Origin of the sequence: Achromobacter sp. SIMBA_011, assembly GCF_046535435.1 — a bacterium.
Classification (GTDB): domain Bacteria; phylum Pseudomonadota; class Gammaproteobacteria; order Burkholderiales; family Burkholderiaceae_B; genus Achromobacter; species Achromobacter dolens.
In genome coordinates this window covers 659496-686030 of the sequence record NZ_JAWRWN010000002.1, presented here as the reverse complement: position 1 = coordinate 686030, position 26535 = coordinate 659496, and the positions used below count along the sequence as shown (strand labels likewise).

General features: G+C 68.8%; 25 protein-coding genes. 16 read left to right on the top strand and 9 right to left on the bottom strand.

The features are described from left to right. The first annotated feature begins 9 nt into the window (after positions 1–9). Positions 10–339 carry a DUF202 domain-containing protein gene (locus SB816_RS10385; RefSeq protein ID WP_410546901.1) on the top strand — a complete coding sequence of 110 codons (330 nt, stop codon included), beginning with the start codon at positions 10–12 and terminating at the stop codon, positions 337–339. Positions 340–439: 100 nt separating this feature from the next. Here SB816_RS10385 and SB816_RS10380 read toward each other — a convergent pair whose 3' ends face one another. The 6 genes from SB816_RS10380 to SB816_RS10355 all read right to left on the bottom strand — a co-directional run bounded on the left by SB816_RS10380 (position 440) and on the right by SB816_RS10355 (position 4118). After that, positions 440–730 (bottom strand): HigA family addiction module antitoxin, encoded by a 291-nt coding sequence (locus SB816_RS10380; RefSeq protein WP_200904303.1) that lies wholly within the window; start codon positions 728–730, stop codon positions 440–442. Beyond that, entirely contained in the window at positions 723–887 is a 165-nt protein-coding gene (locus tag SB816_RS10375; protein WP_244976825.1) for a type II toxin-antitoxin system RelE/ParE family toxin, read from the bottom strand. Before SB816_RS10375 ends, SB816_RS10380 begins: the two co-directional genes overlap by 8 nt. Positions 888–1096: 209 nt before the next feature. Then, positions 1097–2353, bottom strand: coding sequence for a hypothetical protein (locus tag SB816_RS10370; RefSeq protein WP_410546900.1), 1257 nt, complete (start codon positions 2351–2353; stop codon positions 1097–1099). Between the two features lie 78 nt (positions 2354–2431). Then, a complete protein-coding gene (locus tag SB816_RS10365; protein WP_348995429.1) occupies positions 2432–2824 on the bottom strand; it encodes a hypothetical protein in 393 nt (130 codons plus the stop codon). A 78-nt stretch (positions 2825–2902) separates the two neighbouring features. Continuing rightward, a complete protein-coding gene (locus tag SB816_RS10360) occupies positions 2903–3502 on the bottom strand; it encodes a TetR/AcrR family transcriptional regulator (protein ID WP_116792188.1) in 600 nt (199 codons plus the stop codon). Positions 3503–3521: 19 nt separating this feature from the next. Next, on the bottom strand, positions 3522–4118 hold the full coding sequence (locus SB816_RS10355; RefSeq protein WP_175188678.1) for an NAD(P)H-dependent oxidoreductase: 597 nt from the start codon (positions 4116–4118) through the stop codon (positions 3522–3524). A gap of 216 nt (positions 4119–4334) precedes the next feature. Between SB816_RS10355 and SB816_RS10350 the strand changes: the two genes are divergently transcribed. From SB816_RS10350 to SB816_RS10330, 5 genes are all read left to right on the top strand, one after another. Further along, complete coding sequence (locus tag SB816_RS10350) at positions 4335–4955, top strand: diguanylate cyclase (RefSeq protein WP_410546899.1); 621 nt, start codon at positions 4335–4337, stop codon at positions 4953–4955. A gap of 158 nt (positions 4956–5113) precedes the next feature. After that, a complete protein-coding gene (locus SB816_RS10345) occupies positions 5114–5431 on the top strand; it encodes a co-chaperone GroES (protein ID WP_410546898.1) in 318 nt (105 codons plus the stop codon). Between the two features lie 31 nt (positions 5432–5462). Next, positions 5463–7085, top strand: a complete 1623-nt coding sequence (gene groL, locus SB816_RS10340; protein ID WP_049073230.1) for a chaperonin GroEL — start codon at positions 5463–5465, stop codon at positions 7083–7085. Between the two features lie 274 nt (positions 7086–7359). Continuing rightward, positions 7360–7803, top strand: a complete 444-nt coding sequence (locus tag SB816_RS10335) for an Hsp20/alpha crystallin family protein (RefSeq protein WP_076413142.1) — start codon at positions 7360–7362, stop codon at positions 7801–7803. Between the two features lie 34 nt (positions 7804–7837). Then, on the top strand, positions 7838–8224 hold the full coding sequence (locus tag SB816_RS10330) for an Hsp20/alpha crystallin family protein (protein ID WP_269872379.1): 387 nt from the start codon (positions 7838–7840) through the stop codon (positions 8222–8224). A gap of 94 nt (positions 8225–8318) precedes the next feature. Here the strand turns inward: SB816_RS10330 and SB816_RS10325 are convergent, their stop codons facing one another. Beyond that, a complete protein-coding gene (locus SB816_RS10325) occupies positions 8319–11753 on the bottom strand; it encodes an autotransporter domain-containing protein (protein WP_410546897.1) in 3435 nt (1144 codons plus the stop codon). Between the two features lie 261 nt (positions 11754–12014). On the opposite strand from SB816_RS10325, the gene SB816_RS10320 reads away from it, so the two are divergent. Further along, positions 12015–13925 (top strand): tetratricopeptide repeat protein, encoded by a 1911-nt coding sequence (locus tag SB816_RS10320; protein WP_410546896.1) that lies wholly within the window; start codon positions 12015–12017, stop codon positions 13923–13925. A 28-nt stretch (positions 13926–13953) separates the two neighbouring features. Here SB816_RS10320 and SB816_RS10315 read toward each other — a convergent pair whose 3' ends face one another. Beyond that, positions 13954–14922: a hypothetical protein gene (locus tag SB816_RS10315; protein ID WP_269872382.1), complete on the bottom strand. Its 969-nt coding sequence runs from the start codon at positions 14920–14922 to the stop codon at positions 13954–13956. A gap of 15 nt (positions 14923–14937) precedes the next feature. After that, the gene (locus SB816_RS10310; protein WP_269872384.1) at positions 14938–15705 is read right to left on the bottom strand and encodes a hypothetical protein; all 768 of its coding nucleotides are present in this window, start codon (positions 15703–15705) and stop codon (positions 14938–14940) included. 581 nt (positions 15706–16286) lie between these two features. On the opposite strand from SB816_RS10310, the gene SB816_RS10305 reads away from it, so the two are divergent. The 9 genes from SB816_RS10305 to SB816_RS10265 all read left to right on the top strand — a co-directional run bounded on the left by SB816_RS10305 (position 16287) and on the right by SB816_RS10265 (position 26534). Continuing rightward, the gene (locus tag SB816_RS10305) at positions 16287–17435 is read left to right on the top strand and encodes a formylglycine-generating enzyme family protein (RefSeq protein ID WP_410546895.1); all 1149 of its coding nucleotides are present in this window, start codon (positions 16287–16289) and stop codon (positions 17433–17435) included. A 91-nt stretch (positions 17436–17526) separates the two neighbouring features. After that, entirely contained in the window at positions 17527–18498 is a 972-nt protein-coding gene (locus SB816_RS10300) for an AAA family ATPase (RefSeq protein WP_269872388.1), read from the top strand. 10 nt (positions 18499–18508) lie between these two features. Further along, entirely contained in the window at positions 18509–19453 is a 945-nt protein-coding gene (locus SB816_RS10295; RefSeq protein WP_410546894.1) for a DUF58 domain-containing protein, read from the top strand. Then, entirely contained in the window at positions 19450–19947 is a 498-nt protein-coding gene (locus SB816_RS10290) for a DUF4381 domain-containing protein (protein ID WP_269872390.1), read from the top strand. The genes SB816_RS10295 and SB816_RS10290 overlap by 4 nt, the downstream gene beginning before the upstream one ends. Beyond that, entirely contained in the window at positions 19934–20959 is a 1026-nt protein-coding gene (locus tag SB816_RS10285) for a VWA domain-containing protein (RefSeq protein WP_269872391.1), read from the top strand. The genes SB816_RS10290 and SB816_RS10285 overlap by 14 nt, the downstream gene beginning before the upstream one ends. Beyond that, a complete protein-coding gene (locus SB816_RS10280; protein WP_410546893.1) occupies positions 20944–22455 on the top strand; it encodes a VWA domain-containing protein in 1512 nt (503 codons plus the stop codon). Before SB816_RS10285 ends, SB816_RS10280 begins: the two co-directional genes overlap by 16 nt. Next, complete coding sequence (locus SB816_RS10275; RefSeq protein WP_410546892.1) at positions 22452–23813, top strand: hypothetical protein; 1362 nt, start codon at positions 22452–22454, stop codon at positions 23811–23813. The genes SB816_RS10280 and SB816_RS10275 overlap by 4 nt, the downstream gene beginning before the upstream one ends. Then, positions 23810–24832: a haloacid dehalogenase-like hydrolase gene (locus SB816_RS10270; protein ID WP_410546891.1), complete on the top strand. Its 1023-nt coding sequence runs from the start codon at positions 23810–23812 to the stop codon at positions 24830–24832. The genes SB816_RS10275 and SB816_RS10270 overlap by 4 nt, the downstream gene beginning before the upstream one ends. Before the next feature lie 46 nt (positions 24833–24878). Then, positions 24879–26534, top strand: a complete 1656-nt coding sequence (locus SB816_RS10265; protein ID WP_410546890.1) for an arylsulfatase — start codon at positions 24879–24881, stop codon at positions 26532–26534. Position 26535: the final 1 nt, after the last annotated feature.

Below are 26535 nucleotides of genomic sequence, written 5' to 3'. Positions count from 1 at the left end.
GCGCCAACCATGACCTATCCCCGCGATCCGGGGCTGCAACCCGAGCGGACCCTGCTGGCCTGGCGGCGCACCTGCCTGGGCCTGGTGCTGAACAGTTTCCTGCTGATGCGCGGGGGAGCCTTGCACGGGGAGCCCGCCGCGATCGGCGTCGGGCTGCTTGTCGTGGCGGCGGCCGGCTGGCTGTATGCCCGCGTCCGGGCGCGCCTGTCCACCTCGTCAGGCGCGCGCGCCAGCGCGCCGGACCGGCGGGTTGTCATGGCGGCCACCTGCGCGGCCCTGTTGCTGTGCCTGGCGGGCGCCTGGCACGGCGTGCGCCTTTTCCACGCGGCGCTGTCCTGAACGCTCAGGGCGACACTGCCCCTCCCCGCCTTCTCACCGCGCTCCGCCTTTGGTGGCGCTTTTCGTTCGAGACGGTCACACGCTGCTGACGCAAGCCGGCCTAATGCGCATCCGCCACGGAGGCCAGGGGCTTGACTGGCGGTTGCTCGTGCTGCAACGCCTGCCACAGATCGTAGTTCGCCTGCATCGCAACCCACGCCTGCGCGGTGCCCGCGCCCGCCTGCTCCAATCGGACGGCGAGGTCCGGGCTGATACCGGCCTTGCCGTTGAGTACCCGCGACAGCGCCACCCGCGACATCGCCAGGCGATCAGCGGCGTCTGTCACCGACAGGCCCAAGGGGGCAATAACGTCTTCCCGCAACACTTCGCCCGGATGCGGAGGGTTATGCATCATGATGATTCCTATGGTAGTCGCGATAATCGACCAGCTCGACACCCGCCTCGGTAAAGCGGAATGTCACGCGCCAATTGCCGTTGACCCAGACTGACCATTGGTTCGCGAGCTCGCCTTTCAACGAGTGCAGCTTATAGCCGGTGATTGTGTTCACCGCGCGACTTCCCAATCGGCATCGCGTCTGCAAGGACCCATCCTGCGCACCGAACACCGGACCGTCAACGATGACACGCCGTTTATCAGTTTGAGTCCGGACGCACGCAAAAAGACAGGCGGGACCATCACCGCGCAACACGGCACGGCAGCGAGAAGCTGAATGGCGTGTGTGTGCAAGCCGCGCCACCGCAGCGGCGCCGCGCCCGCTCAGTCGGTTACCAGATACGCCTGCCCCCCCGGCTTGAGGGAGGGCCGCAGTGCCTTGAACGGCACGCTGCCGTGCGTGCCCAGGCAGGCGCCCGAGGCGTGCCCCACGCCGGACACCGACAGGCTCAATGCCCCCGGCGCGGTGGCGCCCAGGGCCAGGTATTGCGGCCAGAGATCGGCGCAATCTTCCAGGTTGGGATGCTGCTCGGCGCGGTCCTCGGGCGGGCCGGCCTTGACCACCTGCTCCACCAGCCCCCGCAGCGCGGCGCTGGGCTCGCGGCCGAAACTGCGCTGACCCGGCGCGTAGGCATCGAACACGCGGTTCCAATCGAGGTATTCGCCGCGCAGCAAGTCGAAGGTGTATGGCTCGAAATGATTGGCGGGATGTGCCCCGCCGCAATCCAGGCTGCCAGCTTCGGTCACGGTCAGCAGCGCGCGCGACAGCCAGGTGACGTTGATGTTTTCATCGTCGAAGCCGCCCAGGGTGCCCGCGCCGGGATTCGTGCTGGTATAGGCGGACGCCATGCATTCCAGCGCGCCCAGGCTCTTGCGCCAGTGGCGCTGCTCCAGCAGGTCATTGACGCGCCGCATGACCTGCGGATCGGGGTGACGGCTGAGCCGTGGATAGGCGAACCTGGTGCGCGGATCCACCCACATGCGGTAGGCCACCGCGGCCGAGCCGGCTTCCTTGCCCACCGGCTTGGCGTGGCCGGCCAGCTTCAACGTTTCGTAGGGCGCGCGGGTGGCATCTATGCCCGCCCCGAGGTCGATGTCGACCGGGTCGACCTGCGTGGCCCGCGCCTTGGCGCGGTCGCGTTCGAGTTGGGCGGTGTCGTAGCCGGCCACCCGCTGCAGGTCGAAGCGGCGTTGCTTGCCGGTGCGCGCGTCGATCCACTGGCCGCGATAGCCCTTCTCATCGCGCGTGCCTTGCCAACTGGCGGCGCGATCGGCGGGTTCGATCGTGGCCGTGTCCGAGGCGGGCGGCCGTGCCGGATTCGGCTTGGGCTCGTACAGGACTTCGCCCGTGCCGCGCAGGGGAATGTCGACGCCGCTCCTGGGATAGAAATAGCGTCCGCTTACGACCCCGTTGGCGCCAGCCGCGTCATCCAGTTCCAGCACCACCTCGCCGGCGCCTTGCAGCGTGCCCTTGTAGACGGTGCGCTGGGCGGCATCGGCCTGCGCACCCGGCAGCGACAGGAGGACCATCGCCAGGGCCCCGAGGGAAGGAATATGAGGACGAAAGATGGACGATGGCATGGAGTGAGCGCAGCCGGAAATTGGGGTAGGCCGAATATACCGGAGCCGGCGATTGAAGCGAGGCCGCCGGGCCGGCGCTTACGCGCTCTTTAGCGCCGCCAGCACCCCGGCCAGATCCAGCGCGCCGGCGCTGGCGGACCGTTTCATCGATTCCAGCCCGCGGGCCACCCAGCCCGCCACCGCCGCATTCGCGTCCGCCTCGTTCACCGCCATCGCCTCGTGACGCGGAACCTGGATGACAACCGCAAGAGCCGCTTTCTTGCCCGAGTACTTCGCCACGGCGCTGAACCCCGACTCGGCGTAGTCGCTGATGCTGCCTCCCACGAAGAGTTCGATATCCAGCGTGGCGGCGCCAGGCACCACGACCGGCGCCAATGCCGCCTTCAGTCTGGGCCGGTACGCGACGACGGCGGGCAGGAACCGCAGCCCGGCCTCCGGCCCGCCCATTCTTGCGCCGAGTGCGACATCCATGAAAACTCCTTTCCCGGGCAGGCCGGTCGTGTGCGGACGGGGCATCGGCCGGGCACGGCGCGCCGGCCGCGCCGGGCGTCACTTGTTTCGCTTGACCATATCCAGGATGGTCCGGAAGAGTTCGTCGCGCGCCTGCGCCTCGGGAATTTCACCGGCGACGGCCGCATTCGAGAGCGCGTCAGCCGCGCCCAGCATGGCCCACAGGCTGGCCGTGGCGATGCCTTGCGGCCCGGCGAAGGGCGCGAAGAGGCGCCGGCATTTTTCGATGAAGGCATATTGGTACTGCCTTTTCACGGCGGCCAGTTCCGGCGAGCCGTCCAGCGCCGCGAGCACCCCGGCAATCTCGCGCCCTTGCGCCGATACGCACGCGACGTATCTCGCGGCGATGACGCCGGCCCTGTCCTTCAGGGTCGGCTTGCTGGCGGCGATGGCGTCGTCGATGATCGCCGTCTGGCGCGCATCGAAGTCCTGGTACAAGGCGGCCAGCAGGCCATTGCGCGTGCCGAAGTGGTCGTAGACCACCGGCTTGGAAATCCCGGCCTCTTCGGCCAGGCGCCCGAGGGTCAAGGCGTCGGAGCCTTCCTCGCTGACCAGTTTCCAGGAGACTTCCAACAACTGGCGCGAGCGCTCGTCTTTCGACAGGCGGCGGCGTGGCGGCGGGGCGGGAGCGGCGGACATCTGTATTCTCGGGTATCGATCAGGACGGCACGGCAAAGATCCGCTGGCCGATAACGTGCGCCGCGTCGAGATGGGACGCCGGAGAGCCGGTATCCGAGGGAAGCAGCAATTCCGATGTCGCGACGCGCGCGCCGCAGTAGCCAAAGATGCCGTGGTCGATCTGCGTTTTCATGGCGCCGAAATAGCCATGCTTGTCGTAGGTTCGCATATCGGCGCCGCCGATGGCAACCAGGTGCACCGGCAGGCGCTGCAATTTCTTGACCAGCTTGCCGTCCGCGCTGGCGTCATAGGCCCAGCCGTTGGTGAACACGCGGTCGATCCAGCCCTTCAACAAGCCGGGAAATGACCACCAGTAGACCGGGTAGACCAACGCCAACGCATCCGCGCGGTCGAGCCGCGCATGCTCGGCGAGGACGTCCGGCGGCGGCGCCGCCTGCTTCAGGTGCAGGGCCACGTCGGCCTGGGTGAATCTCGGATCGAACCCCTGCGCGGCCAGATCCGCGATCTCGAAAGTGTGTTCCGTACCGGAGGCGGCAATGCCCTGCGCGAGCCGGGCGGCAACGGCGTGGGTCAGGGATGCCGGATCGGGATGTGCGACAACGATAAGGGCGTGCATGCGGGGTCTTCCGTATCAAAGTTTCTATATACCAATCGTAGCCTACTTTTAGTAGGTTGTGAAAAATTCTTTGGCTGCGGTCGCGGTGGCGGCGGCGGGCATGTCCGCCGACCATGCCCGCCGCGATCTTGAGCATGGGCGCCCGAAGCGATAAATTTGCTGCAGCGAAATCGTTACCGCGGCCTGCCCCGCAGGCCCGACGTTGGAGTCACACGCATGGATATCATCGAGACGATCGCTGCGCACACACGCGCGCTGCAACGCCCGCTGTACGCCGTGACGGCCAGCGCCATCCGCAAGGCCGACACTCCCCTCATCCTCACCCTGCACTGGCACGGCTTTCACCGTGATGGCGAGCCCGGCCGCCGGCTGCGCTCAGTCGCCGGTTCGGCGGTGCAGCTCAACCTGCGCTGGCACGAGTTTGCCGTGCTCGACCGCGCGATCATCGACGCCGGATGGGCGCTCGGCGCGTGGGACGTCGAGCGCGTGGCGCGCCCGCCCTGGTGGCGCCTGAACGCGCCGGTCGCGGAAGCCGTGGCCGGCCACCGCGCCTTCGCCGATTATTCCGACCTGCCGTCCGCGCACGACGCGGTCGTGGTGGAAGCCCCGGACCAACGGGACCTGATCGCGCTGGCGGCGCGCAAGGGCTACGTGCGCTGGCTGTTCAGGCCGCGCAAGGGAGGACTGTGGCGCCTGGTGGACGGCGACGACAGCACGCTGGACGCCGACGGCGGACGCCCCATGCCCTGCCCGGTTCCGCTGCAACCGGACGGCCGCGAACTGCGCCGCAAGGTGCTCTACCGACTCGGGCGGGGGAATGGATTTTTGATTCCTTAAGTTTCATTTTGATGCATTTTTGACTCTTGAAGCGCCTTTGGCGCGCCCATAGATTTTTTGCGCATCCCGATCGCGGATGCCCGGCGCATGACGGCGCAATGCCGTGACGACGCGCCGGCGTTCACTTTTTGATGATCAAGACTTCAGGAGATAGAGTCATGAAGATCCGTCCCCTCTACGACCGGATTGTCGTCAAGCGAATCGAACAACAGCGCCAGACGGCGTCCGGAATCGTCATCCCCGATGCGGCCGCCGAAAAGCCCGAGCAAGGCGAAGTCCTGGCCGTCGGGCAGGGCAAGCGCAACGCCGACGGCTCCCTGCGCGAACCCGAACTCAAGGTGGGCGACCAAGTCCTCTTCGGCAAGTACGCCGGCCAGACCGTGAAGGTCGACGGCGAAGAACTGCTGGTCATGCGCGAGGACGATGTCTTCGCCGTGCTCGCGCCGCGGGACAAGCAACTGAAGAAGGCCGCCTGAGGCCCGGCCATCGCGAACTGAGGAGCAAGACATGAGTGCCAAAGACGTCAAATTCCACGATAACGCCCGCACCCGCGTGGTCAAGGGCGTCAACATCCTGGCCGACGCCGTCAAGGTGACGCTCGGCCCCAAGGGCCGCAACGTGCTGCTCGAACGCAGCTTCGGCGCGCCCGTCATCACCAAGGACGGCGTCTCGGTCGCCAAGGAAATCGAACTGAAGGACAAGTTCGAGAACATGGGCGCGCAGATCGTCAAGCAGGTGGCCTCGAAGACGGCCGACGTGGCCGGCGACGGCACCACCACCGCCACCGTGCTGGCGCAGGCCATCGTGCAGGAAGGCATGAAGTACGTCGCCTCGGGCATGAACCCGATGGACCTGAAGCGCGGCATCGACCAGGCCGTGTCGGGCGTGGTCGAGGCGCTGCGCAAGCTGTCCAAGCCGATCTCCACCAGCAAGGAAACGGCGCAGGTGGCGGCGCTGTCGGCCAACGCGGATGAAGCCATCGGCAAGATCATCGCCGACGCGATGGACAAGGTCGGGCGCGAAGGCGTGATCACCGTCGAGGACGGCAAGTCGCTGGACAACGAGCTCGATATCGTCGAAGGCATGCAGTTCGATCGCGGCTACCTGAGCCCCTACTTCATCACCGATCCCGAGAAGCAGGTGGCGCAGCTCGACGACCCGCTGGTGCTGCTGTACGACAAGAAGATCTCCAACGTGCGTGAGCTGCTGCCGGTGCTGGAAAGCGCCGCCAAGGCCGGCAAGCCGCTGTTGATCGTGGCCGAGGATGTCGAAGGCGAAGCGCTCGCCACGCTGGTGGTCAACGCCATGCGCGGCGTGCTCAAGGTCACCGCGGTCAAGGCGCCGGGCTTCGGCGATCGCCGCAAGGCGATGCTGGAGGACATCGCCATCCTTACGGGCGCCACCGTCATCTCCGAAGAGACCGGCAAGCAGCTCGACAAGGCCACGCTGCAGGACCTGGGCAGCGCCAAGCGCATCGAGGTGCGCAAGGAAGACACCATCATCATCGACGGCGCCGGCAAGCAGGAAGCCATCGACGCCCGCGTCAAGACGCTGCGCAAGCAGATCGAGGACGCCACCAGCGACTACGACCGCGAGAAGCTGCAGGAACGCGTGGCCAAGCTGGCGGGCGGCGTGGCGGTCATCAAGGTGGGCGCCGCCACCGAAGTCGAGATGAAGGAAAAGAAGGACCGCGTCGACGATGCGCTGCACGCGACCCGCGCGGCGGTCGAGGAAGGCATCGTGCCCGGCGGCGGCGTGGCGCTGCTGCGCGCCCGCGCCTCCATCCAGGACCTCAAGGGCGCCAATGCCGACCAGGATGCCGGCATCCGCATCGTGCGGCGCGCGCTGGAGGCGCCGCTGCGCGCCATCGTGGCCAACGCCGGCGAAGAACCGTCGGTGGTGGTGGCCAAGGTGGCGGACGCCAAGGGCAATTTTGGCTATAACGCGGCCACCGGCGAGTATGGCGATCTGGTGGAGATCGGCGTGGTCGACCCGACCAAGGTCACCCGCACCGCGCTGCAGAACGCGGCGTCGATCGCCGGCCTGATCCTGACGACGGACGCCACCGTCGCGCAGGCCGCCGAAGAGACCAAGCCGCAGGCGGCGCCGGCCGAAGCCATGGACTTCTGATCGGGCTCGGACCGGGGCAGCGTGAAGGCATCGCGCCACGGGCGCGGTGCCTTTTTTTTGCGTCGCGGCGCGCGACCGGGCCACCCTCCCGGGTCCTCGCGGGCCGCTCTTCAATGGCGTCTATGCATTCGCGCCAACCGATTTCACGAATCAAAAACGCGGGATCTTGAATCCGCGCGGACCGCACTTATATCTCTGTTGAAGCGGTCGAGCGGCTGGCGATTGCGACGCATGAAGCGGCCCCGATCCTGTCCAACCATCTTGGGAGGTAATCATGGCGAACTACCCATTCACCGATACCGGTGTCGAGTCCTTCTTCGATGCGGTCCAGGAACAGATGGACCGCATCCTGCGCGGCGCGGGCCTGCCCGCCACCCTGCGCGCCCTGCCGCGCGGACATTTTCCGCCGGTCAATATCGGCGTGTCGGACGAGGCCGCGGTCGTCGTGGCATTCATTCCCGGCATCGACCCGGACACCCTGAAAGTGTCCATCGAAAAGGGCCTGCTGACGATCAGCGGCACGCGCGAGACGCAGGCGCTGCCCGAAAACGCGCGCTATTACGCGCGTGAACGCGCCGACGGTTCATTCACGCGCGCCATCGAACTGCCGGCCGACGTCGACGCCGACAACGTGCAGGCGCGCTATGTCGATGGCTGCCTGCTGGTCTCCATCAAGAAGAAGGAGTCCTCCAAGCCGCGCCTCATCCCGGTGCAGTAACGCCCGCCCGTCGCATTGTTCAGGAGATACCATCATGAATACGCGTAACGAACTCGTTGTCGAACAAGAAGGCCGCGCCGCGCAGCGGCGCCCCGCCACCCTGCCCGCCGTGGACATTTTCGAGGACACCGCCGGCGTCACGGTGCTGGCCGACCTGCCGGGCGTCACCAAGGAGCGCCTGAACATCAAGGTCGAATCCGACGTGCTCGTCATCGAAGGCGAAGCCGCCGTGCCAGTGCCGCAGGAACTGCGCCTGATCCACGGCGAACTGCGCGAGCCGCTGTTCCGCCGCTCGTTCCGCCTGGGACCGGAATTCGACAAGGAGGCGATCAGCGCCAACCTCAAGCAAGGGGTCCTGACGCTGCGCGTGCCGCGTGTGCGCGAAGCGCAGCCGCGCCAGATTCCGGTGACGGTGGCGTAAACGATGCGCCGCGCCGCGGGGCCGCCAGGCCGCCGTGGCGCGGCGCCTTCATGTCCTGACCTGCCGCGGCCGGCGTCCCCCTGCCGCCGAGGATTCAGAAGCGGTATCTCACTTCCAGCGACCCGGTGTTCTGCCGGTTGCCATCGCCGAATTGCCCGCCGTACAGCGCGCTCACCGTGGTGCGCTTGCTGACGTCGATGCCCACGCCTAGCTCGACCACCGCGGCGTCGCGCGCCACAGGGGCGCCCGTCACCGAAAACGCGTCCCCGCCCTGCACGAAGGACATCGTGCTGAGCGGATTGCGGTCGCCGAAGGCGTGGCGCCATCCCAGCGTGCCCCGCACCGCGCCGCGCGCGCCGGCGCTCTCGAAATCGCTGCGCGCGTGCAGGCCCAACGTGGTGGTCGTGATGCGGCTGCGGCCGCTCTCGCCGCGCAACGCCGCGTCGCCGCCGGATTCGGAAAAGCCGCGGGTACGCAGGTCGCTGAAGTTGGCGCCGACGAAAGGCTCGAGCGTGACCCGGTCATTCAACGGCACGGCATAACCGAGTTCACCGAACACCTGTCCCGTGCTGGCGCCGTAGCTGGCCTTGAGCGTCTGGTCCAGGCCCGCGGCGGCGGTGCTGCGCCGGGTGTCGACGTCGTGCCACGTATAGGCGGCCCCCAAGCTGAGATTGATCCGGCCCGCGCCGGCCTCGAAGGCCCGGCCGCCATACAGCGTGACGCTGTAGCTGTCGACGTCGGCGCTGGAGGCCCGGTCGCTGGTGCGGCTGCGGCTATTGGTGTAGCCCAGGGCGCCGCCCAGGCGCCATTGCGCGCCGACCACCACGTCGCCGCCGAGGATCACGCCCGAGTCAGTCTGCGTGGTACGGGCGGCGTTGCCGTCGCCGCCCAGGGTGGTCCAATTGCCGAACACCTGAGTCCAGAGCGGCTGCGCATTCGATTGCGGCAGCGACGCGGCATCGCCCCTGCCCAGTTGCGCCGTCGGCGCGCCCGGCGCCCAGCCGGCGCCCAGGTTGGCGCGCAGCCGCGACAGCGGCATCTGCGCCATGGCGCCGGTGGCGCCCTGCAGGATCGACATCGCGCTGGCATGCGCTTCGCCGGAGAGCGCATCGAACGCCTGCGCGGGCATGCCGTCGGGCAGGTTCAACACGTGCCGGTACAGTGCGCTATCGGGCGCCAGGCTCTGCAGGGCCCGCGCCACCGCGCGCTGGTTACCGCTGGCCGCGGCGTCGACAAACTGGATCGGGCGCGAGCCGCCGTCATCCGACGGGACCTGCTTGAGGCTCACCACCAGATCGACGCGCTGGCTGTCGTAGGCCAGTGAAGGCGTCAGGAACGCCAGGTTGCTCGACACGCTATCGAAACGTCCCTGCACCCCGTTGTCCGCCGTCAGGATGGAATAGACCGTGGCGGGCGCATAGTTGCCGTTCTGACCGATATGCAGCACGGATCCCGCCAGGTTGGCGCCGCCGGCCACCCGCACACTGCTGGCCAAGCCATCCGGCGTGGTGGCGACGCGGTAGACGGCTCCCGGTTGGAAGGTCAGGTCCCCCTGCACGTTCATGCGGCCCGTGGGAAGGTTGGCGCTACCCGGCGCCAGGGTGGCGCCGGACGCGATGGTCACATCGCCCAGCGTTCCGGAGCCGGACAGCGTCGACCCGCTCGCGGCAAGCACCTGGCCGCCAAGCTTGCCGTCCACCTGCAACGTGCCGGCCGCCACCTGTGTCGCGCCCGTGTAGGCGCTGCTGTCGCCGGTCAGCGCGAGCGTCCCGGCTCCCAGCTTCGTCGTTGCGCCCGCGCCGGAAATCGCGCCACCGTAGGCGGAGTCGTCCGCGCGATCGAACCGGAGGTTGGCGTTGTTGACGATATTGCCGCTCAACGAGCCGCGATGGCCACCATCGCCCACTTGCAGCGTGCCCGCGTCGACCACCGTGGTGCCCGCGAAGGCGTTCTCGCCGGCCAGCACCAGGGTGCCGGCGCCGGCCTGGCGCACCTGTCCGGCGCCGCGCAGTATCCCGTCGAAGCGGATCGTATCGCTGCGATTGAAGACCAGCGCCGCGCCCGCCGCGATGTCCGCATCGCCGGCCAGGCTGCCCGAGTTCGCGCCGTTGCCTATCTGCAGGGTGCCCGCTTGCACGAAAGTGCCACCGGCATGGTTACCGGCGCCGGTGAGGATGACGGTGCCGCTGCCAGTCAGGCTCAGCCCCCCCGCGCCGGACAGTGTGCCGGACAGCGTCATGCCGTTGGCGCCGGTGACCGTCAGCCCGCCAGGGCCCAGCACGAAGTCATTCGACATGCTCAACGCCCCCGGCACACCGGCGGCGGCGATCGCGCCCCCATTCGCGCTGATCGGGCCGAGTCCTAGCATGGCGCCGTGCTGCAGCGTCGCCAGGCCGCCGTTGAGCGTCACGCTGCCGCCGGAGACCAGGGGCGAATCCTGCAATATCCAGGAACCGCTGTTGATACGCAGGTTCTGGAAGTTGATGTAGGTCAGCCCCGAGATGGCGGTGACCGCCCCTCCCGTGCCGCTGCCGGTGCCGGCGGACGGCAGCGCGTTCTGCAGCACCAGCGTGTTGCCCCCGCCCACGCCGCCATCGACCGTGCCGGCTGGCGCGAAGGCAAGCCCGGGCTGACCGGCCACCGGCAGGTCGGCTGACGAGGATCCCGAACCGCGAAACACGACGGAACCCGAAACGGCGGTGAAGGTGTTGTTGCCGCCCTGGCCCAGCGATACGCCGCCGACGATGGTCCCGGCATTGGTGAAACTGTGCCCCTCGCCGGAAATGCCGGCGGCTGCGAACGCGACGCGGCCGACGATGGTGCCGGTACGGTCGTTGAGGAATTCCACCTTCGCGCCGCCGTAAGCGGCAATGACGGCCTTGTCCGCCGCCGCGGTGACGGTGCCGTCCACATCTCTGCTGCTTATCATGCCAGCGTTGGTGAGATAGCTCGTCCCGCCGCTGCCGTTCTGCACGGCCACGGCCATGCCCAGGAGCGACGGCAGGCTGGAGCCGCCGCCGACGCCGGGGGTGACGCCGACAATCGTCCCCGTCATCCCATTGGTCACCCGTGTGACGCCGGCCGAACTGTTGCCGACGAACACGCCGGTCGACCCGGCCGAATTCACGCCAAGCGGGTTGGGGTCGATCCTGCCATCGTTCGACACGGTCACGTTGCTGCCGGTCAGGCTGAGCGCGGTGCCGCCGCCGGGCGGTATGACGCCCAACGACCCCGTGCCAGTCACGGTGACCTCCAGGTTATTGGACGCATCCGCGTAGGACGGCGTGACAGGATTGGCTGGCGAGGCGCATTGAACGAGAAGGCCGACGCGGATACAGTCCGCCTGGGCCGCCCCGCCGGTCCCGGCCAGCGCGAGCGCCAGCGCGGCGCTCAGCGCATGACGGCGCGGCAGGCAAGGCAGGACGGGGCCGGGCGAGATCCCGCCCGCGCGCGCTTGCGATGCCAGTTCCGACGCCGCTTGCCAGACGCGCAGGCGACGGTTCCATACCAGACGGTAGATGTGGTTCAAAGCGGGATCCCTTGTTTTTGCGACGGCCTGCGTCATCCTGGCCCACCGTGAAGGTGGCACGAACGCATGCGATCAGCGCGGCGCGCCCACGACAGGACGAGCCGACCTTTTTTGGCCGATGGGCGGAATATTTGCGCACAATATAGCCCGCGCCAGGGCGGCTGAAGCGAAAAGAAAAGGCGCAATCACTGGTCAATTCCTGCCCACCGCGAAGATAATCGCACTTTTGCCGCCAATGCCGATTTACAAGGAGCGACCTTCTTGGGCCCGACCGCCGACCGCGCCGCCCCGCCGTTGACCGTCCGCGAGGCGATCGCCCTGGCCCACACGCACTGGAACGCCGGTCAGGCCGCGCAAGCCGAAGACCTTTGCCTGCGCGTGCTGGACGCGGTTCCCGACCAGCCCGACGCGCGGCATTTGCTCGGCCTGATCGCGCATGCGTACGGCCATCCAGCGCTGGCGCTGGCGCATCTGCGCGCGGCCTGCCAGTCGCCCGCGGCGCCGGCCGCCTATTGCAGCAATCTGGCGGAAGTGTGCCGCCAGCAGGGACGGCTCGACGAAGCCGAGGCGGCCGCCCGCCGCGCGGTGGCCGCCGATCCGGGGCTGGCCGAGGGCTGGAACAACCTGGGCATCATCCTGCAGGAGGCAGGCCAGTTGGCCGCCAGCCTCGATTGCCTGCAGCGCGTGGCCGCATTGCTGCCCGATAGCGCGCAGGCCCACAACAACCTGGGCAACACCTGCAAGCGCCTGGGCGACAACCCGCAGGCGCTGGCGCATTACCGGCGCGCCCTGGAATTGGACCCGGACTACGCGCAGGCCTTGAGCAACATGGCGGTGGCGTTGGGCGACGAGGGCCGGCACGAGGCCGCCCTGGCCGCCATCCGGCGCGCCATCGAGCTCGATCCGCTGCTGCCGCAGGCGCACCTGAATCTGGCCGCGCTGGAACGTGCGCGGCCACGGCCTGGCCAGGCCCGGGCAATTCCCGGCGGCGTCCCGGCGCTGGCCGCGCCGCCCGATGAACATGCGCTGGGCGAGGCCGAGGCGCTGCTCCGCGAGGGCCGCTACGCCCAGGCCGAAACGTTGCTGCGCGACGCGCTGGCGCAGGCGGGGAGTCATGTCGCTCTGCTGCGCCTGCTGGTCCAGGCCCTGCGGCCGCAAGGAAAGCTGCGGGAAGCGCGCGACGCCCTGGAGCACGTGCTGCGCGCGGAGCCGGGCGACACGGGGTCGCGCTTCGAGCTGGCCGAGGTGCTGCTGACGGAGGGCGATTTCGATGCCGGCTGGCGCGAATACCGCTACCGCTATCACCTGGCGCACACGGCGGCGCTGGCCCGCCACGTGCAAAAGCCGCGCTGGGACGGCCGGCCCATCCCCGGCCAGACGCTGCTGCTGCATGACGAGCAAGGCTACGGCGATACCTTCCAGTTCCTGCAACTGGTGGCACTGGCCCGCGCGCGCAGCGGCGCGCGCATCGTCCTGGAGGTCAAGGAGCCATGCCACGCACTGGCGCGGCGCAGCGACGGGATTGATGAAGTCATCGTCGCCGGTTCGCCGCCGCCGCCGTTCGATCTGCACTGCGAGCTGATGAGCCTGCCGCTGGCGCTGGGCCTGCGCCTTGACGACCTGCCCGTGCGCACCGCCTACCTGCGCGCCGACCCGGCCCGCGTGGCTCGCTGGCGCGCGCGGCTGGCGGACCTGCCGCGCCCCCTGGTCGGCCTGGCCTGGGCGGGCAGGCCGACCCATCCGCGCGACGCGCAGCGTTCCCTGGCGCTGGCCGATATGGCGCCGCTGGCACAGCCTGGCGTCACTTTCATCGGCCTGCAGGTCGGCGAGGCGTCCGCCCAGGCGGCCTCGCCCCCGCCGGGCCTGAACCTGGTGCCGTTGGGCCAGGATATCCACGACTTCGACGACACCGCGGCCATCCTGACCCTGCTGGATGTGCTGGTGTCGGTGGATTCATCGCCGGTTCATCTGGCCGGCGCGCTGGGCTGCCCGGCCTGGGCGCTATTGCCCTTCGCGTCCGACTGGCGCTGGCTGCGCGAGCGCCGCGACAGTCCCTGGTATCCGTCGGTGCGCCTGTTCCGCCAATCGGCCCCGGATGCGTGGCAGCCGGTGTTGGAAGAGGTGGCGGTCGCGCTGCGCGCCTTGCATACGGCCCGTTCCGCCGACGAATGAGATCCCCGGCCATCGCTGGCGGGCAACTTCAGAAACTGACCGCCAGGCCCACGGAAAAGCCGCGCACATTGGTGCCAAGCACATAGCGGCCCACCAGCCGGGTTCGGGTGATGAAGACGTCATAGGCGCTGGAGTCCAACTCCAGTCCGGCTCCAAGCGACGTCAGGCGATCGAATCCCAGAATGCCGCGCTGGTCCCCCAGGAATTCCGAATGGGTCAGTTCCAACACGTAACGCAGCGGCCGTTGCAATGCCGTCAGGCCGGTGGGCGCGCGGTAACGCGCCCACAGGTTGGCCGATTGCGCGGTCGCCCGTCCGGTGACCGCCGCCGAGCTGTTGAAGCTCTGCAGGCGGATGTCGGAATAGCGCAATTCCACGTCAACCTCATAGCCCGGCCGATAATGCTCGTAGTCCAGCATCAAGGACCCGCCCAGCCCATAGGCATTGAGCGACCCTTTGTCGAGAAAGTCGATATCGCGGCCCGTCTGGCGGCCCACGTACCAACTGGCCGCGCGCAGGTCGCTCGAGACATTGCCCAGCGCGAAGTTGAAGATCGGGCGCAGCTTGAGTTCGTCGGCGAGCTTGAAGTCCCAGCCGATCCCGCCCGTGGCGGAGATGCTGTTCCAGCGCGTCGGAATCCGCCGCGTTTCGGCGCCCTGGGTGGCGACGAAGGTCGGGTCGTAGCGGCTCGCGGCCAGCACGCCCTCCAGATAGATCGGCACCGATTTGGATATCGTGTCGCCGCCGCCAAGTTGGGTCATGAAGAACTCGTTCGAACCCGCGGTCGAACCGCCGCCGCTGCCGATTTTCAGCGAACTGGTGGTGATGTCCGGAACGATCGAAAACGACATCAGCGCCAGCACGCCATTGGCGCGCTTTTGCAGGTCATCGTGCGTCAACCGCAGGCCCTGCGCCGCGGCCGGCGGTGGCGTGGTCCAGGCCAGCAGCCCCGCCAGCCACCATTCCGGCCGCCGCCACCGCAACGTCAATGTCGCCATGATCCGGTTCCTCGCCTATGGGTCCACCATGGCCTGCCGCTGCGACAGCAGTAACGCGTCGCTCTGGTCGATGCGGATGGCGCCTATCCGGGGAAATTCGAAATCGATGATGATGTAAAGCGCGGCGGTCATGACCAACGCATAGACCATCTGGTGCATCCAGCCAGATCGGTTGGCGACGGCGAGGTTCATGCCGACGAGTCCGGCGCTGAGCAGCGCCAGCAGGCACAGGAACAGGTAGGCCATGAGGGGCGGATGCACCTTCTGCGCGGCCGATTGCGTGGTGGCGACGTCGAACATCTCGTTGACCGCATTGATGTACGACGCGGCAAACGGCGGCACGCTGTCGTTGGCAGCGTGGATGGAGCCCTGCCAGATCTGCTTCTGCAAGGCCGCCACCCTGGCGGCGATCGCCTCGCGCGCCTCGAGGTCGGCCACATGCCGGTAGTAGTTGATGCGCTCGTCGACATAGCGGCGGAATGCGTCGCGCAATGGGGGTTGCGCGGGCGCGGCAAGCATGTCGATCCGCAGCCAGGCCGTGCCGATGGCGTTGACCTCCAGCACCAGGAGATTGCGACGCTCCGCCATGCGCTGAGCCGCGCCCGAGAAAGTGAAGGCGATCAGCAGCCCGAGCAGCGCGAACACCGAGGCCTCGACGGCGGCCGATCCCGCGCGGCTTTTCTCGTCGCCGCCCCGGCCGAGCCGCCTGCCGACGTTAATGGCCAGCAACAACAGCAGGAAGAACGCCAGCGCCAGAAGAAACAGAATCAGGGAATAGTCCATGCCGTCACCTGTGCGTGCTCATGCGTCCTCAATCCAATCGGATGTGTTTCATGCCTGCCGGGGCAGGCCGATGCGCGCGCCTCGCCGCGCCGTAAATGACTCGTATCTTCGGAAAGGCGGAGCAGCGTGTTTCATCGATCACCCTGGAAAGCGGCCAATGACAACCTGCGGACTGCGGCCAGGGCGAATGCGCACGGAGAATAATCCGCATTATTTCCGCGCCACGCCCTGGTTTGTCGTGGTGGGGTTTTCAGTTATTAACCGATCCGCCAGGCGATATCAACATTTTTGCGAATATCCAACGTGTGTGGCGTGGCCGGGCATTATCCGCGAAGGGAACCGCACCGGACTTTTCCATTCGCGATATTTCCGCGCCGCAACAGAGCGCCATTACATGTTGTTTCGATAATGCGCTAGGTTTTTCTCCATTGATCGTATTAGCTTTGTATCCGCATTAATTCGATAGTCGCAATAATTCGATAATCGTTTAGTCAGTTCGATCAGGCAGGTTTGTGGTGTCCCCGTCAGGCTCTAGGGCCGGCATTCCGTTTTGGCAGTGCGCATCAATTCGGAGAGGTCACGTGAAACAGCAATTGAAGATCGGTTTGACGGTCGCGTCCATCATCGTCGCGGCCACCGCGCTGGGCGGCTACGTCGCGAGCACGTCCACGCCCGCCCCCTCGAAGCAGCACCCCGCCAGAATGGGCGACGGCAAGAACGGCCCGCAAGGCATGGCCTGGATTCCCGCCGGGGAATTCCTGATGGGCAATGACCACCGCATGTCGCAACCGAACGAGCGCCCGGCGCACAGGGTGCGCCTGACCGGTTTCTGGATGGACGCCCACGACGTCACCAACGCCGAATTCCGCCGCTTCGTCGACGCCACCGGCTATCTCACCACCGCCGAACGCAAGCCGCGCTGGGAAGACCTGGCGGTGCAATTGCCGCCAGGCACACCCCGCCCCATCGACGCCGCCCTGGTGCCCGGCGCCATGGTCTTCACCGGCACGGAGCAGGAAGTCTCGTTGCGCGACTACAGCCGCTGGTGGCGCTTCGTGGCGGGCGCCAACTGGCGGCACCCGCAGGGGCCGGCCAGCAGCATCGAAGGCAAGGACGATCATCCGGTCGTGCAGGTTTCGTACGAAGACGCGCAGGCCTATGCGGCGTGGGCGGGCAAGCGGCTTCCCACCGAAGCGGAATGGGAATTCGCGGCGCGCGGCGGACTGGAGCAGGCCACCTACATCTGGGGCGACGAGCTCGCCCCGCGCGGCCAGGCCATGGCCAACATCTGGGATACCCAGCAGCGCCAGCCCTTCCCGGTCGTGACCGATGAAAAGGTGCAGGTGGGCACGACGCCCGTGGCGAGCTTTCCGCCCAATGGCTATGGCCTGTACGACATGGCGGGCAACGTCTGGCAGTGGACGGCCGACTGGTATCGCAGGGATGCCTTCCTGACCCAATCGCAATACCGCCAGCCCCCTCTGGACCCGGCCGGGCCGAAAGACAGTTTCGACCCTGACGACGGCAACGTGCCGCAGAACGCGCCCAAGCGGGTGGTTCGCGGCGGGTCATTCCTGTGCAGCGATACCTACTGCATCAGCTATCGCGCCAGCGCCAGGCGCGGCAACGATCCCATGAACGGCATGTCGCACCTGGGCTTTCGCACGGTGATGACGCCGGAACAATGGAAGGTCGCGCGGGCCCGCCAGGACGCCCTGGCACAACGTTGAAATAACACGCATTGGAACTGCCGCGCCGCCACGCCGTCCGTGGCAGGCGCCCGCATGAACGAAGCCACCACATGGGGAGGGGCTTGTCTTCATGAGTCAACGCGATGCCATTCTCGCGCTCGAACGCGCCATCAACCAACAGGTGCTGGGCCAGGACGCGGTCGTCAGGATGATCGTGGTCGGCCTGCTGGCCGACGGCCACATCCTGCTGGAAAGCCTGCCCGGACTGGCCAAGACCCGCACGGTGCGGGCGCTGGCATCCAACCTGGACGCGCGCATGAGCCGCATCCAGTTCACGCCAGACCTGCTGCCTTCCGACATCACCGGCGCCGACGTGCTGCAGGCCGATGGCGCGGGCGGCCACCGCATCCAGTTCCAGCAGGGGCCGCTGTTCGGCAACATCATACTGGCCGACGAGATCAACCGCGCCCCGGCCAAAGTGCAGTCGGCGCTGCTGGAGGCCATGGAAGAGCGGCAGGTCACGGTGGGCGGCACCACCCGGCCGATGCCGGCGCTCTTCATGGTCGTGGCCACGCAGAACCCGATCGAGCAGGAAGGCACCTATCCCCTGCCGGAAGCGCAGATGGATCGCTTCCTGATGAAGATCAGGCTCGACTATCCCGCCGCCGCCGATGAGGTGGCGATGCTGGCGCTGCTGCGCCATCCGGCCGCCACGGGGGGCTCGCAGGCAGGGGCGCCCCTGTCGCAGGAAGCGCTGTTCTCCTGTCGCGAAGAGGTCGCGGCAGTGCAAGTCGCGCCTGCCGTCGACGAATACATCGTGGACCTGGTCAACGCCACGCGCCAGCCAGCCGAGTGCGACGCGGACCTGGGGCGCTGGCTCCAGATCGGCGCCAGCCCGCGCGGCGCCATCGCCCTGGACCGCGCCGCGCGCGCCCACGCCTGGCTCTGTGGCGCCGCATTCAGCACGCCCGACGACGTGCGCGCCGTGGCGCGGCCGGTGCTGCGCCATCGCCTGCACCTGTCGTACGACGCGGTGGCCGAAGGGGTGACCCCCGAGGCGGCCATCGACCGGCTGCTCGACACCGTCGCCGTGCCGGCCTAGGAACCTGTCCATGAGCACGCCCCCGCATCCCGTGCATCCGCCGCTGTCCGAGCTGATCGGGCTGGAGCTGGCCGTGCGCGGGCTCTCGCTCGGCGCGCGCCAGAAGCCCCACAGCGTGCTGGCGGGCATGCATGCGTCGCGGCTGCGCGGGCGTGGCCTGGACTTCTCGGAGCTGCGCCGCTATGTGGCGGGTGACGATCTGCGGCAACTGGATGCGCGCGCCTCGCTGCGCTACGGCAAGCCCTATGTGCGCTCCTACACCGAGGAACGGGACCGGCCGGCGCTGATCGTGGTGGACCAGCGCATGAGCATGTATTTCGGCTCGGTGCGCGCCTTCAAATGCGCCGTCGCCGCGCGGCTGGCCGCGTTGGCCGCCTGGACGGTCTACCGGGCCGGCGACCGGGTCGGCGGCATCGTCTTCGGTGACGAAGGCAGCCGCGCCATCGCGCCGCTGCGCAGCCGCGACCGGGTGCGCGCGATGCTCGCCGCCGTGACCCGCGCCAACGGCGCGCTGTCGGCCGACAGCCCTGCCCGCGCGGCCGACGGCGCGCTCAACCAGGCGCTGAGCGCCGCGCAAGCCCTGATGCCACACGATGGACTGGTCTGCGTCATCAGCGACTTCGTCGGCGCCGACGCGCAGACACTGCGACTGTTGCGGCTGCTGGCTGCGCACAACGACGTGCTGGCAATGCTGGTGTATGACCCCATGGCGCAGGACCTGCCGCGCCGAGGCCGGCTGGTGGTTTCGCAGGGCGAACTACAGATCGAGGTTGCGATCGGCCGCGAACGCGAGCGTCGGCCCCTTGCGGATTTCTTCAGCGGCCGCCTGCGCGATGTGGCGGACCTGCTGCGCCGCAGCCAGGTGCCGCTGCTGTCGATCGACACGGCCGCGGATGAACTGACGCAGTTGCGCCGCGAACTCGGGCGCATGCCAGCGCCGGGAGGCCCGGCATGAGCGCCGAGGCGCCCGGCCTCGACCAATTGCGCGAGCTGCCGCTGCCCGCGCCCGTCCCCTACTGGCCGCAGACCTGGGGCTGGCTGGTGCTGGCCGTCATCCTGCTGGGCCTGCTGGGCGGCGGCCTGCTCGCCGCCCAGCGCCACCGGCGCCGCAACCGCTACCGGCGCGAGGCGCTGGCCGAACTGGGCCGGCTCGACCTGGCCGTGCAGGCCGATCCGCTGGCCTTGCGCGCCCTGCCCGGGCTGATCAAGCGCACCGCGCTGGCGGCGCAGCCGGGGAGCAAGCGCGGTGGCGTCGGCGCCCTCAGCGGCGAGGCCTGGGTCCGGGCGCTGGCGACCGGCAGCGTCGCGCTGGCGCCTGACAGCGCAAGGTTGCTGGCGCTGATCGCCTATGCGCCCGACGATACCCTGCGCGGCCTCCCGCCGGCGCAGACACGGCAGTTGCTGAGCGAAACGCGCGCCTGGATGGAGCGACACCATGTGGCGGCTTGAATATCCATGGCTGCTGGCGCTGGCGCCCCTGGCCTGGGTCGCCTGGCGCCTGCTGCCGCCCTACAGGCCGGGCCGCGAGGCGCTGCGCATGCCGTTCTTCGAGCAGATCGCCACGCTCACCGGCCGTTCTCCGCACCGCCCCGAACCCGCCGGCGGCAACGGCCAGTTGTGGCTCGGCGTCGCGGTGTGGCTGCTTCTTGCGCTGGCCCTGGCGCGGCCGCAATGGGTGGAGCCGCCGCTCACGCACAGCCGTCCCGTGCGCGACGTGCTGCTGGCGCTCGATATCTCGCAGTCCATGGACACCGCTGACTTCCGCGACGCACAGGGCCTGCCGGTCAGCCGCTGGCGCGCCGTGCAGGCGGTAGTGGCCGACTTCATCACCCGGCGCGGCGACGACCGGCTGGGGCTGATCGTCTTCGGCACGGCCGCCTATCCGCAGGCGCCGCTGACGCTGGACCACGCGGCGCTGCAACTGCTGCTGCGGCACACGGCGGTTGGCATGGCCGGACCCAACACCGCCATCGGCGATGCCATCGGCCTGGGCATCCGCATGCTCGACGCCATGGACGAACCGGACAAGGTGCTGATCCTGCTGACAGACGGCAACGACACCGGCAGCGCGGTGCCGCCGCAGCGGGCCGCCGCCCTGGCCGCGCGGCATCACATCCGCGTCCACACCATCGGCATGGGCGACCCGCGGGCCCGCGGCGACGACAAGGTCGACTTCGCGCTGCTCGAACACGTCGCACAGACCACCGGCGGACGCTTCTTCCAGGCCAATGACCGCGAAAGCCTGCAGCAGGTCTACGCGACCCTGGACCAGATCACGCCGCGCCAGGTCGATACGCTGAGCCACCAACCCAAGCGCGATTTCTTCTGGGCGCCCGTGGGTCTGGCGATGCTGCTGCTGGCGCTGTGGCATGGCGTCGCGGCGCTGTGGGCGTGGCGGCGGGATGGCCGGCCGGCGCCGGCCGCGCGGGCGAAAGAGGACAGCGCATGGACATCGACCTGAGCGCCTTCCATTTCCTGCGGCCGTTGTGGCTGCTGGGCCTGGCGCCCGCCGCGCTGTTTTGGATCGGCTGGCGCGCCATGCACGCCCGACCGCAGCACAGCGGCATCGCGCCGCAACTGCTGCCCTACCTGCTGCTGCGCTCGGCGGCCAGCCGCGGTCCGCGGCCCATCGACGTGCTGGCGGCGCTGTTGGCGCTCGGCGCGATCGCCGCGGCCGGCCCCACCTGGCAGCGCGACGAACCCGCCTATCTGGACAACGTGGCGCCGCTGGTGCTGGCGGTGGACCTGTCCGCCTCGATGGACACGGCGGACGTGCCGCCCAGCCGGCTGGAAGCGGTCAAGCGCAGCGTGCGCGACATCGCCGCCCAGCGCAAAGGCGCCAAGACCGGGCTGGTGGCGTATGCCGGCACCAGCCACCTGGTGCTGCCGCCGACCGACGACACCGCCCTGCTCGACCTGTTCGCGCAGGCGCTGGCCACCGACCTGCTGCCGGCGCGCGGCCGCGACGTCGCGGGGGCGATTGCCCTGGCCGGCCAGGTGCTGCGCGCCGAGCGCGCCGGCGGCTCGGTACTGCTGCTGACCGATGGCGCCGACCCCGCCACCCTGGACGCGGTGGGCAAGGCCGCCCGCGCCGCGCCGGACCTGCAGGTGCTGGTCATGGCCGTGGGCGTCAATGGCCTGGACACCGGCGCGCTGCGCGATCTGGCGCAGGCCGCGCACGCGCCGCTGGGCAGCCTGACGCGCACGGCCGACGACCTGGACTGGGTCCGCCTGCATGCGCAGCAGCATTTTCGCGCAGTGCAGGACGCCGCCAGCGCGCAGCCGCACTGGCGCGACGCCGGCTACTGGCTGTGCTGGCCGATCGCCTTGCTGGCGTTGCTGGCGCTGCGGCGAGGCTGGCGTGTGACGTGGTCTGCCTGCCTGCTGGCGGCCGCCATCTGGACCGCGCCGCAGGCGGTTCAGGCCGGCGTCTGGGCCGACGCCTTCCTGACCCCGGACCAGCAGGGCCGGCGCGCCTTCGAGCACCGCGATTACGCGGCAGCGGCGACGCATTTCGTCGACCCCTACTGGAAGGGTCGGGCCGCCTATGCGGCCGGCGACTACGCCGCGGCGCTGACGGCCTTCTCAGCCCTGGACAAGCCCGAGGCGCACTTTTACGTCGGCAACTGCCAGACCCGCCTGCATCAATACGACGCCGCGCTGGCGGCCTATGACAAGGCGCTGGCCCAACGGCCGGGCTGGCCCGAGGCCATCTTCAATCGCGACATCCTGCGCCGCCTGCTGGCCGCCATGAAGCAGGAAGACCAGGGCGACGAGGCCGAGCCGCCCGACCAGAGCCGCCAGGACCGCGCCGCCAAGGATGCCCGGATGAAGGCGGCCGCAACGCCCAAGGCCGTCTCCGAAGACGTGTGGTTGCGCAACCTGACGCTGTCGCCCGCCCAGTTCCTGCGAGGCAAGTTCGCCGTGGAAGACAGCCTGCGCGAGGCCGCGCCATGAAGCCCGGCCTGCTAGCCTGTCTGCTGTGCGCGCTTGCCCTGGCCGGCGGCGCCGCCCCGGCGCAGGACGCGCCGCCGGAGCTGCGCGTGCGCGCCAGCATCGAGGATACGGATGCGATCGCGCCGGGCGCCACCGTGCCGTTGCGGCTGGAGGTGCTGACGCCGACCTGGTTCACCCAGCCGCCGCGGCTGCCCGCGCTGGCCCTGCCGGGCGTGATGGTGACCCCCGCCTCGGGCGAAGGCGAGATCCTGCACCAGACCATCGATGGCGTGGCCTACAGCGGCCTGCGTTATACCTACCTGCTCAGCCCTCTCACGGCCGGCACCGTCACGGTGCCGCCGCTGCGGGTCAGCGCCAAGGTCGGCCCCGGCCAGCGCGACGCCGCCGGCGCCAGCCAGGCGCTCTCGTTCGCGGTGGCGGCAGCGGCGGCCGCGCCATCCGCCGCGCGCGCGCCCGAGGTGTCGCAGACATTCACCCTCGCGCCCGATCCGGTTGTCGTGGGCGGACGCATCACGCGTTCGGTCACCCAGCGCGCCATGGGGATGCAGCCGATGCTGCTGCCGCCCGCCCCGCTGCGGGACGTGCCAGGCTTCAGGCGCTATCCGCACGAACCGGCGGTGACGACACTGACCGACGGCCGCGGCGGCTTCCTCGGCGGGCAGCGCATCGACCGCGCCGACTACGAGCCGCTGGCGGCCGGCGAGTCCACCCTGCCCGCCCTGTCATGGAACGAGCCGGGCGCGGGGTCCGCCCCGGCCCGACTGCCGGCCCGGGCTTTCCAGGTCGGCGCCGCGCCTGCCGCCACGCCACCTTTCTCGCTGGCCGACGACCTGGCGCACCTGCGCCAGGGCCTGCGCTGGGTGATTCCCATGGCCTGGATCCACACCACGGCCGCCGTGGTCGGGCTGGCGCTGCTCGCCTGGCTGATGCGCGCGCCGATTCAACGCATGGCGACGGCGGCGCGCGCTCATTGCCGGACAGCCCTGGCGCGCTACCGCGCCGGCGAACGCTATGCGTGGCGGCAATGGCGGCGCGCGTGCGGGCGCCCTGACGCCGGCCTCACCGCGTTCTATCGCTGGTTGCGCCGCGCCGCCCACGCGCCGGCCCTGCGGGACGCGCTGCGCGCATCGCCGACACCACAGCAAGAGGCGGGCGCCGCCCTCCTCGAAGCCACCTACGGCCCGACACGCCAGGACCCGACAGCGCGCACGCAATGGCTTGCCACGTCGCGAGCCTGGCGTCAGGCGTGGCTGGCCGCCGCGATGCGGCCCGCGCCGCACGCCCTGCCGCGTCACCTGAATCCGCGCCCGGAGGGCGCATCGGCAACGGGCCGCGGGCCCGCGAGGAGCAACGCATGAGTGACTGGGGAATGCAGGTCTGGCGCCGCTGGCGCCTGCTGTGCGCAGTGCTGGCGATCAGCCTGCTGTCGGCCTGTGCCGGCCAACGCCCGCAGCAGGCCGCCGCGCTGCCTTCGTGGAACGACGGCCCATCGCGCCGCGCCATCGTGGAATTCGTGCGGACCGTGACCACGCCGGGCGCAACGGGCTACGTGGCCGAGGCCGATCGCATTGCCGTGTTTGACAACGACGGCACGCTCTGGAGCGAACAGCCGGCGTACTTCGAACTGCTGTTCTCGCTCGACCGGGTCAAGGAGATGGCGCCCAGCCACCCGCAGTGGCGGCGCGAGCAACCCTACCAGGCGGCGCTCGCGGGCGACCACGCGGCATTGGCGGCCAGCGGCGCCGAAGGGCTGGCCAAGATCGTCGGCGTCACGCATGCCGATATGACGACCGAGGCCTTCGCCGACAGCGTCAGGCACTGGGTCGGCACGGCGCGCCATCCCCGCTTCCAGCAGCCCTATACCGCCATGACCTACCAGCCGATGCGCGAATTGCTCGACTACCTGCGGGCCAACGGCTTCAAGACCTACATCGTCTCGGGCGGCGAAGTCGAATTCATGCGCGCGTGGGCCCAGCAGGCGTATGGCATTCCGCCCGAGCAGATGATCGGCACGACGTTCGTGACCACCTACGACGTGCGCGACGGCAAACCCACCCTGTGGCGCACCGCCAAGCTCGAATTCAACGATGACGGGCCGGGCAAACCCGTGGCCATCCAGCGCCATATCGGCAAGCGGCCGATCCTGGCCTTCGGCAACTCGGACGGCGACCTGCAGATGCTGCAGTGGACCGCCGCCGGGCCCGGACCGCGGCTGGCCGCGCTGGTACATCACACCGACGCGCGGCGCGAATGGGCCTACGACCGGGATTCGAAGGTCGGCCGCCTGGACAAGGCGCTGGACGAGGCTCGCCGTCAGGGGTGGACGGTGGTGGACATGCAGCAAGACTGGAAGCAGGTGTATGCGTTCGAGCAGTAGTGATTGTGGTGCATCAACGCGCCCCGAGCGGGCAAGGAGAGCAGTCATGAAGGCAAGACGATGGTGGGGAGCCGCGCTGTTGGCCGCCAGCGGCCTGGTGGCCATGGGCGGCGCGCAGGCGCAGACAGCGGCGCAGACGCCGGCGGGGCAGGCCAAGCCCCAGGGCGACGCAGCCGCAAAGAAGCCAAACATCCTGGTGATCTTCGGCGATGACATCGGGCAGGCGAACATCAGCGCCTACACACGAGGGGTGGTCGGCTACACCACGCCGAACATCGATCGCATCGCCAAGGAAGGCGCGATATTCACGGACTACTACGCGGAGAACAGTTGCACGGCCGGACGGTCGAGCTTCATCACGGGCCAGTCGCCACGCCGCACCGGCCTGTCCAAGGTCGGCGTGCCGGGCGCCACGGTGGGCCTGCAGGATCGCGATATCACGCTGGCGCAGGCGCTCAAGTCGCATGGCTACAACACCGCGCAATTCGGCAAGAACCACCTTGGCGACCGCGACGAGTACCTGCCGACCAAACACGGCTTCGATTTGTTCTTCGGCAACCTCTACCACCTGAATGCCGAAGAGGAGCCGGAACGCCCCTACTGGCCGCAGAACCCCAAGGATCCCATCATCGCGGCCTACAAGCCGCGCGGCGTGATCAAGGCCTCGGCCGACGGCAAGATCGAGGACACCGGCGCCCTCACCACCAAGCGCATGGAAACGATCGACGACGAGACCGTGGGCGCGGCGCTGGACTACATCGACAAGCACGCCAAGGATGACAAGCCGTTCTTCGTGTGGATGAACACCACGCGCATGCACATCTACACCCACATCCGGCCCGAGCACAAGGGCAAGAGCGGCATGCCGGGCAACGACTACGCCGACGGCATGTGGGAGCATGACCAGGACGTGGGCAAGCTGCTCAAGAAGCTCGACGACCTGGGCATCGCCGACAACACCATCGTGGTCTACACCACCGACAACGGGCCGAACCAGTTCAGTTGGCCCGACGCCGCCACCACGCCCTTCCGCAACGAAAAGGACTCGAACTGGGAAGGCGCGTTCCGGGTGCCTGCCATGGTGCGATGGCCGGGCAAGATCGAGCCGGGCACAACCAAGACCGGCATCGTGTCGGGCATGGACTGGTTCCCGACCCTGCTCGCGGCGGTGGGTGACACCGACGTGAAGGATCGCCTCCTCAAGGGCTGGGCGCCCAGCGGCGGGCAGAAGAGCTACAAGGTCCATCTGGATGGCTACAACCAGCTCGACTACCTGACCGGCAAGTCGGACAAGAGCGCGCGCGACGATTTCTACTACTTCAACGACGATGGCTTGCTGGTGGCCATGCGGTTCGAGAATTGGAAGGTCGTGTTCTGCGAGCAGCGCGCGCCGGGCGGCTTCGCGGTCTGGAGCGACCCGTTCGTGTGCCTGCGCGTGCCGAAGGTGTTCAACCTGCGCATGGATCCGTACGAACGCGCCGACATCGTCTCCGACCAGTACAACGACTGGCTGTCCAAGAATGCCTACCTGGCGTTCATCGGCTCGGCCAAGGCGTCGGAGTTCCTGCAGACCTTCATCGAGTACCCGCCCAGCCAGCGGCCGGCGAGCTTCAGCGTCGACCAGGTGCAGGAAGCGGTGGACAAGGCCATCGAGAAGCACTTCGAAGAAGCCGCCAAGAAGCAAGGCAAGGCCGGCTCATGAC

What these genes read in the sequence shown, in the direction of transcription:
- SB816_RS10270 (WP_410546891.1), top strand. Translation starts at nt 23,810, where the DNA reads ATGAGTGACTGGGGAATGCAGGTCTGGCGCCGCTGGCGCCTGCTGTGC.
- SB816_RS10385 (WP_410546901.1), top strand. Translation starts at nt 10, where the DNA reads ATGACCTATCCCCGCGATCCGGGGCTGCAACCCGAGCGGACCCTGCTG.
- SB816_RS10360 (WP_116792188.1), bottom strand. Translation starts at nt 3,502, where the DNA reads ATGTCCGCCGCTCCCGCCCCGCCGCCACGCCGCCGCCTGTCGAAAGAC.
- SB816_RS10285 (WP_269872391.1), top strand. Translation starts at nt 19,934, where the DNA reads ATGTGGCGGCTTGAATATCCATGGCTGCTGGCGCTGGCGCCCCTGGCC.
- SB816_RS10265 (WP_410546890.1), top strand. Translation starts at nt 24,879, where the DNA reads ATGAAGGCAAGACGATGGTGGGGAGCCGCGCTGTTGGCCGCCAGCGGC.
- SB816_RS10330 (WP_269872379.1), top strand. Translation starts at nt 7,838, where the DNA reads ATGAATACGCGTAACGAACTCGTTGTCGAACAAGAAGGCCGCGCCGCG.
- SB816_RS10280 (WP_410546893.1), top strand. Translation starts at nt 20,944, where the DNA reads ATGGACATCGACCTGAGCGCCTTCCATTTCCTGCGGCCGTTGTGGCTG.
- SB816_RS10365 (WP_348995429.1), bottom strand. Translation starts at nt 2,824, where the DNA reads ATGGATGTCGCACTCGGCGCAAGAATGGGCGGGCCGGAGGCCGGGCTG.
- SB816_RS10275 (WP_410546892.1), top strand. Translation starts at nt 22,452, where the DNA reads ATGAAGCCCGGCCTGCTAGCCTGTCTGCTGTGCGCGCTTGCCCTGGCC.
- SB816_RS10300 (WP_269872388.1), top strand. Translation starts at nt 17,527, where the DNA reads ATGAGTCAACGCGATGCCATTCTCGCGCTCGAACGCGCCATCAACCAA.
- SB816_RS10310 (WP_269872384.1), bottom strand. Translation starts at nt 15,705, where the DNA reads ATGGACTATTCCCTGATTCTGTTTCTTCTGGCGCTGGCGTTCTTCCTG.
- SB816_RS10290 (WP_269872390.1), top strand. Translation starts at nt 19,450, where the DNA reads ATGAGCGCCGAGGCGCCCGGCCTCGACCAATTGCGCGAGCTGCCGCTG.
- SB816_RS10345 (WP_410546898.1), top strand. Translation starts at nt 5,114, where the DNA reads ATGAAGATCCGTCCCCTCTACGACCGGATTGTCGTCAAGCGAATCGAA.
- SB816_RS10315 (WP_269872382.1), bottom strand. Translation starts at nt 14,922, where the DNA reads ATGGCGACATTGACGTTGCGGTGGCGGCGGCCGGAATGGTGGCTGGCG.
- SB816_RS10370 (WP_410546900.1), bottom strand. Translation starts at nt 2,353, where the DNA reads ATGCCATCGTCCATCTTTCGTCCTCATATTCCTTCCCTCGGGGCCCTG.
- SB816_RS10380 (WP_200904303.1), bottom strand. Translation starts at nt 730, where the DNA reads ATGCATAACCCTCCGCATCCGGGCGAAGTGTTGCGGGAAGACGTTATT.
- SB816_RS10295 (WP_410546894.1), top strand. Translation starts at nt 18,509, where the DNA reads ATGAGCACGCCCCCGCATCCCGTGCATCCGCCGCTGTCCGAGCTGATC.
- SB816_RS10350 (WP_410546899.1), top strand. Translation starts at nt 4,335, where the DNA reads ATGGATATCATCGAGACGATCGCTGCGCACACACGCGCGCTGCAACGC.
- SB816_RS10335 (WP_076413142.1), top strand. Translation starts at nt 7,360, where the DNA reads ATGGCGAACTACCCATTCACCGATACCGGTGTCGAGTCCTTCTTCGAT.
- groL (WP_049073230.1), top strand. Translation starts at nt 5,463, where the DNA reads ATGAGTGCCAAAGACGTCAAATTCCACGATAACGCCCGCACCCGCGTG.
- SB816_RS10355 (WP_175188678.1), bottom strand. Translation starts at nt 4,118, where the DNA reads ATGCACGCCCTTATCGTTGTCGCACATCCCGATCCGGCATCCCTGACC.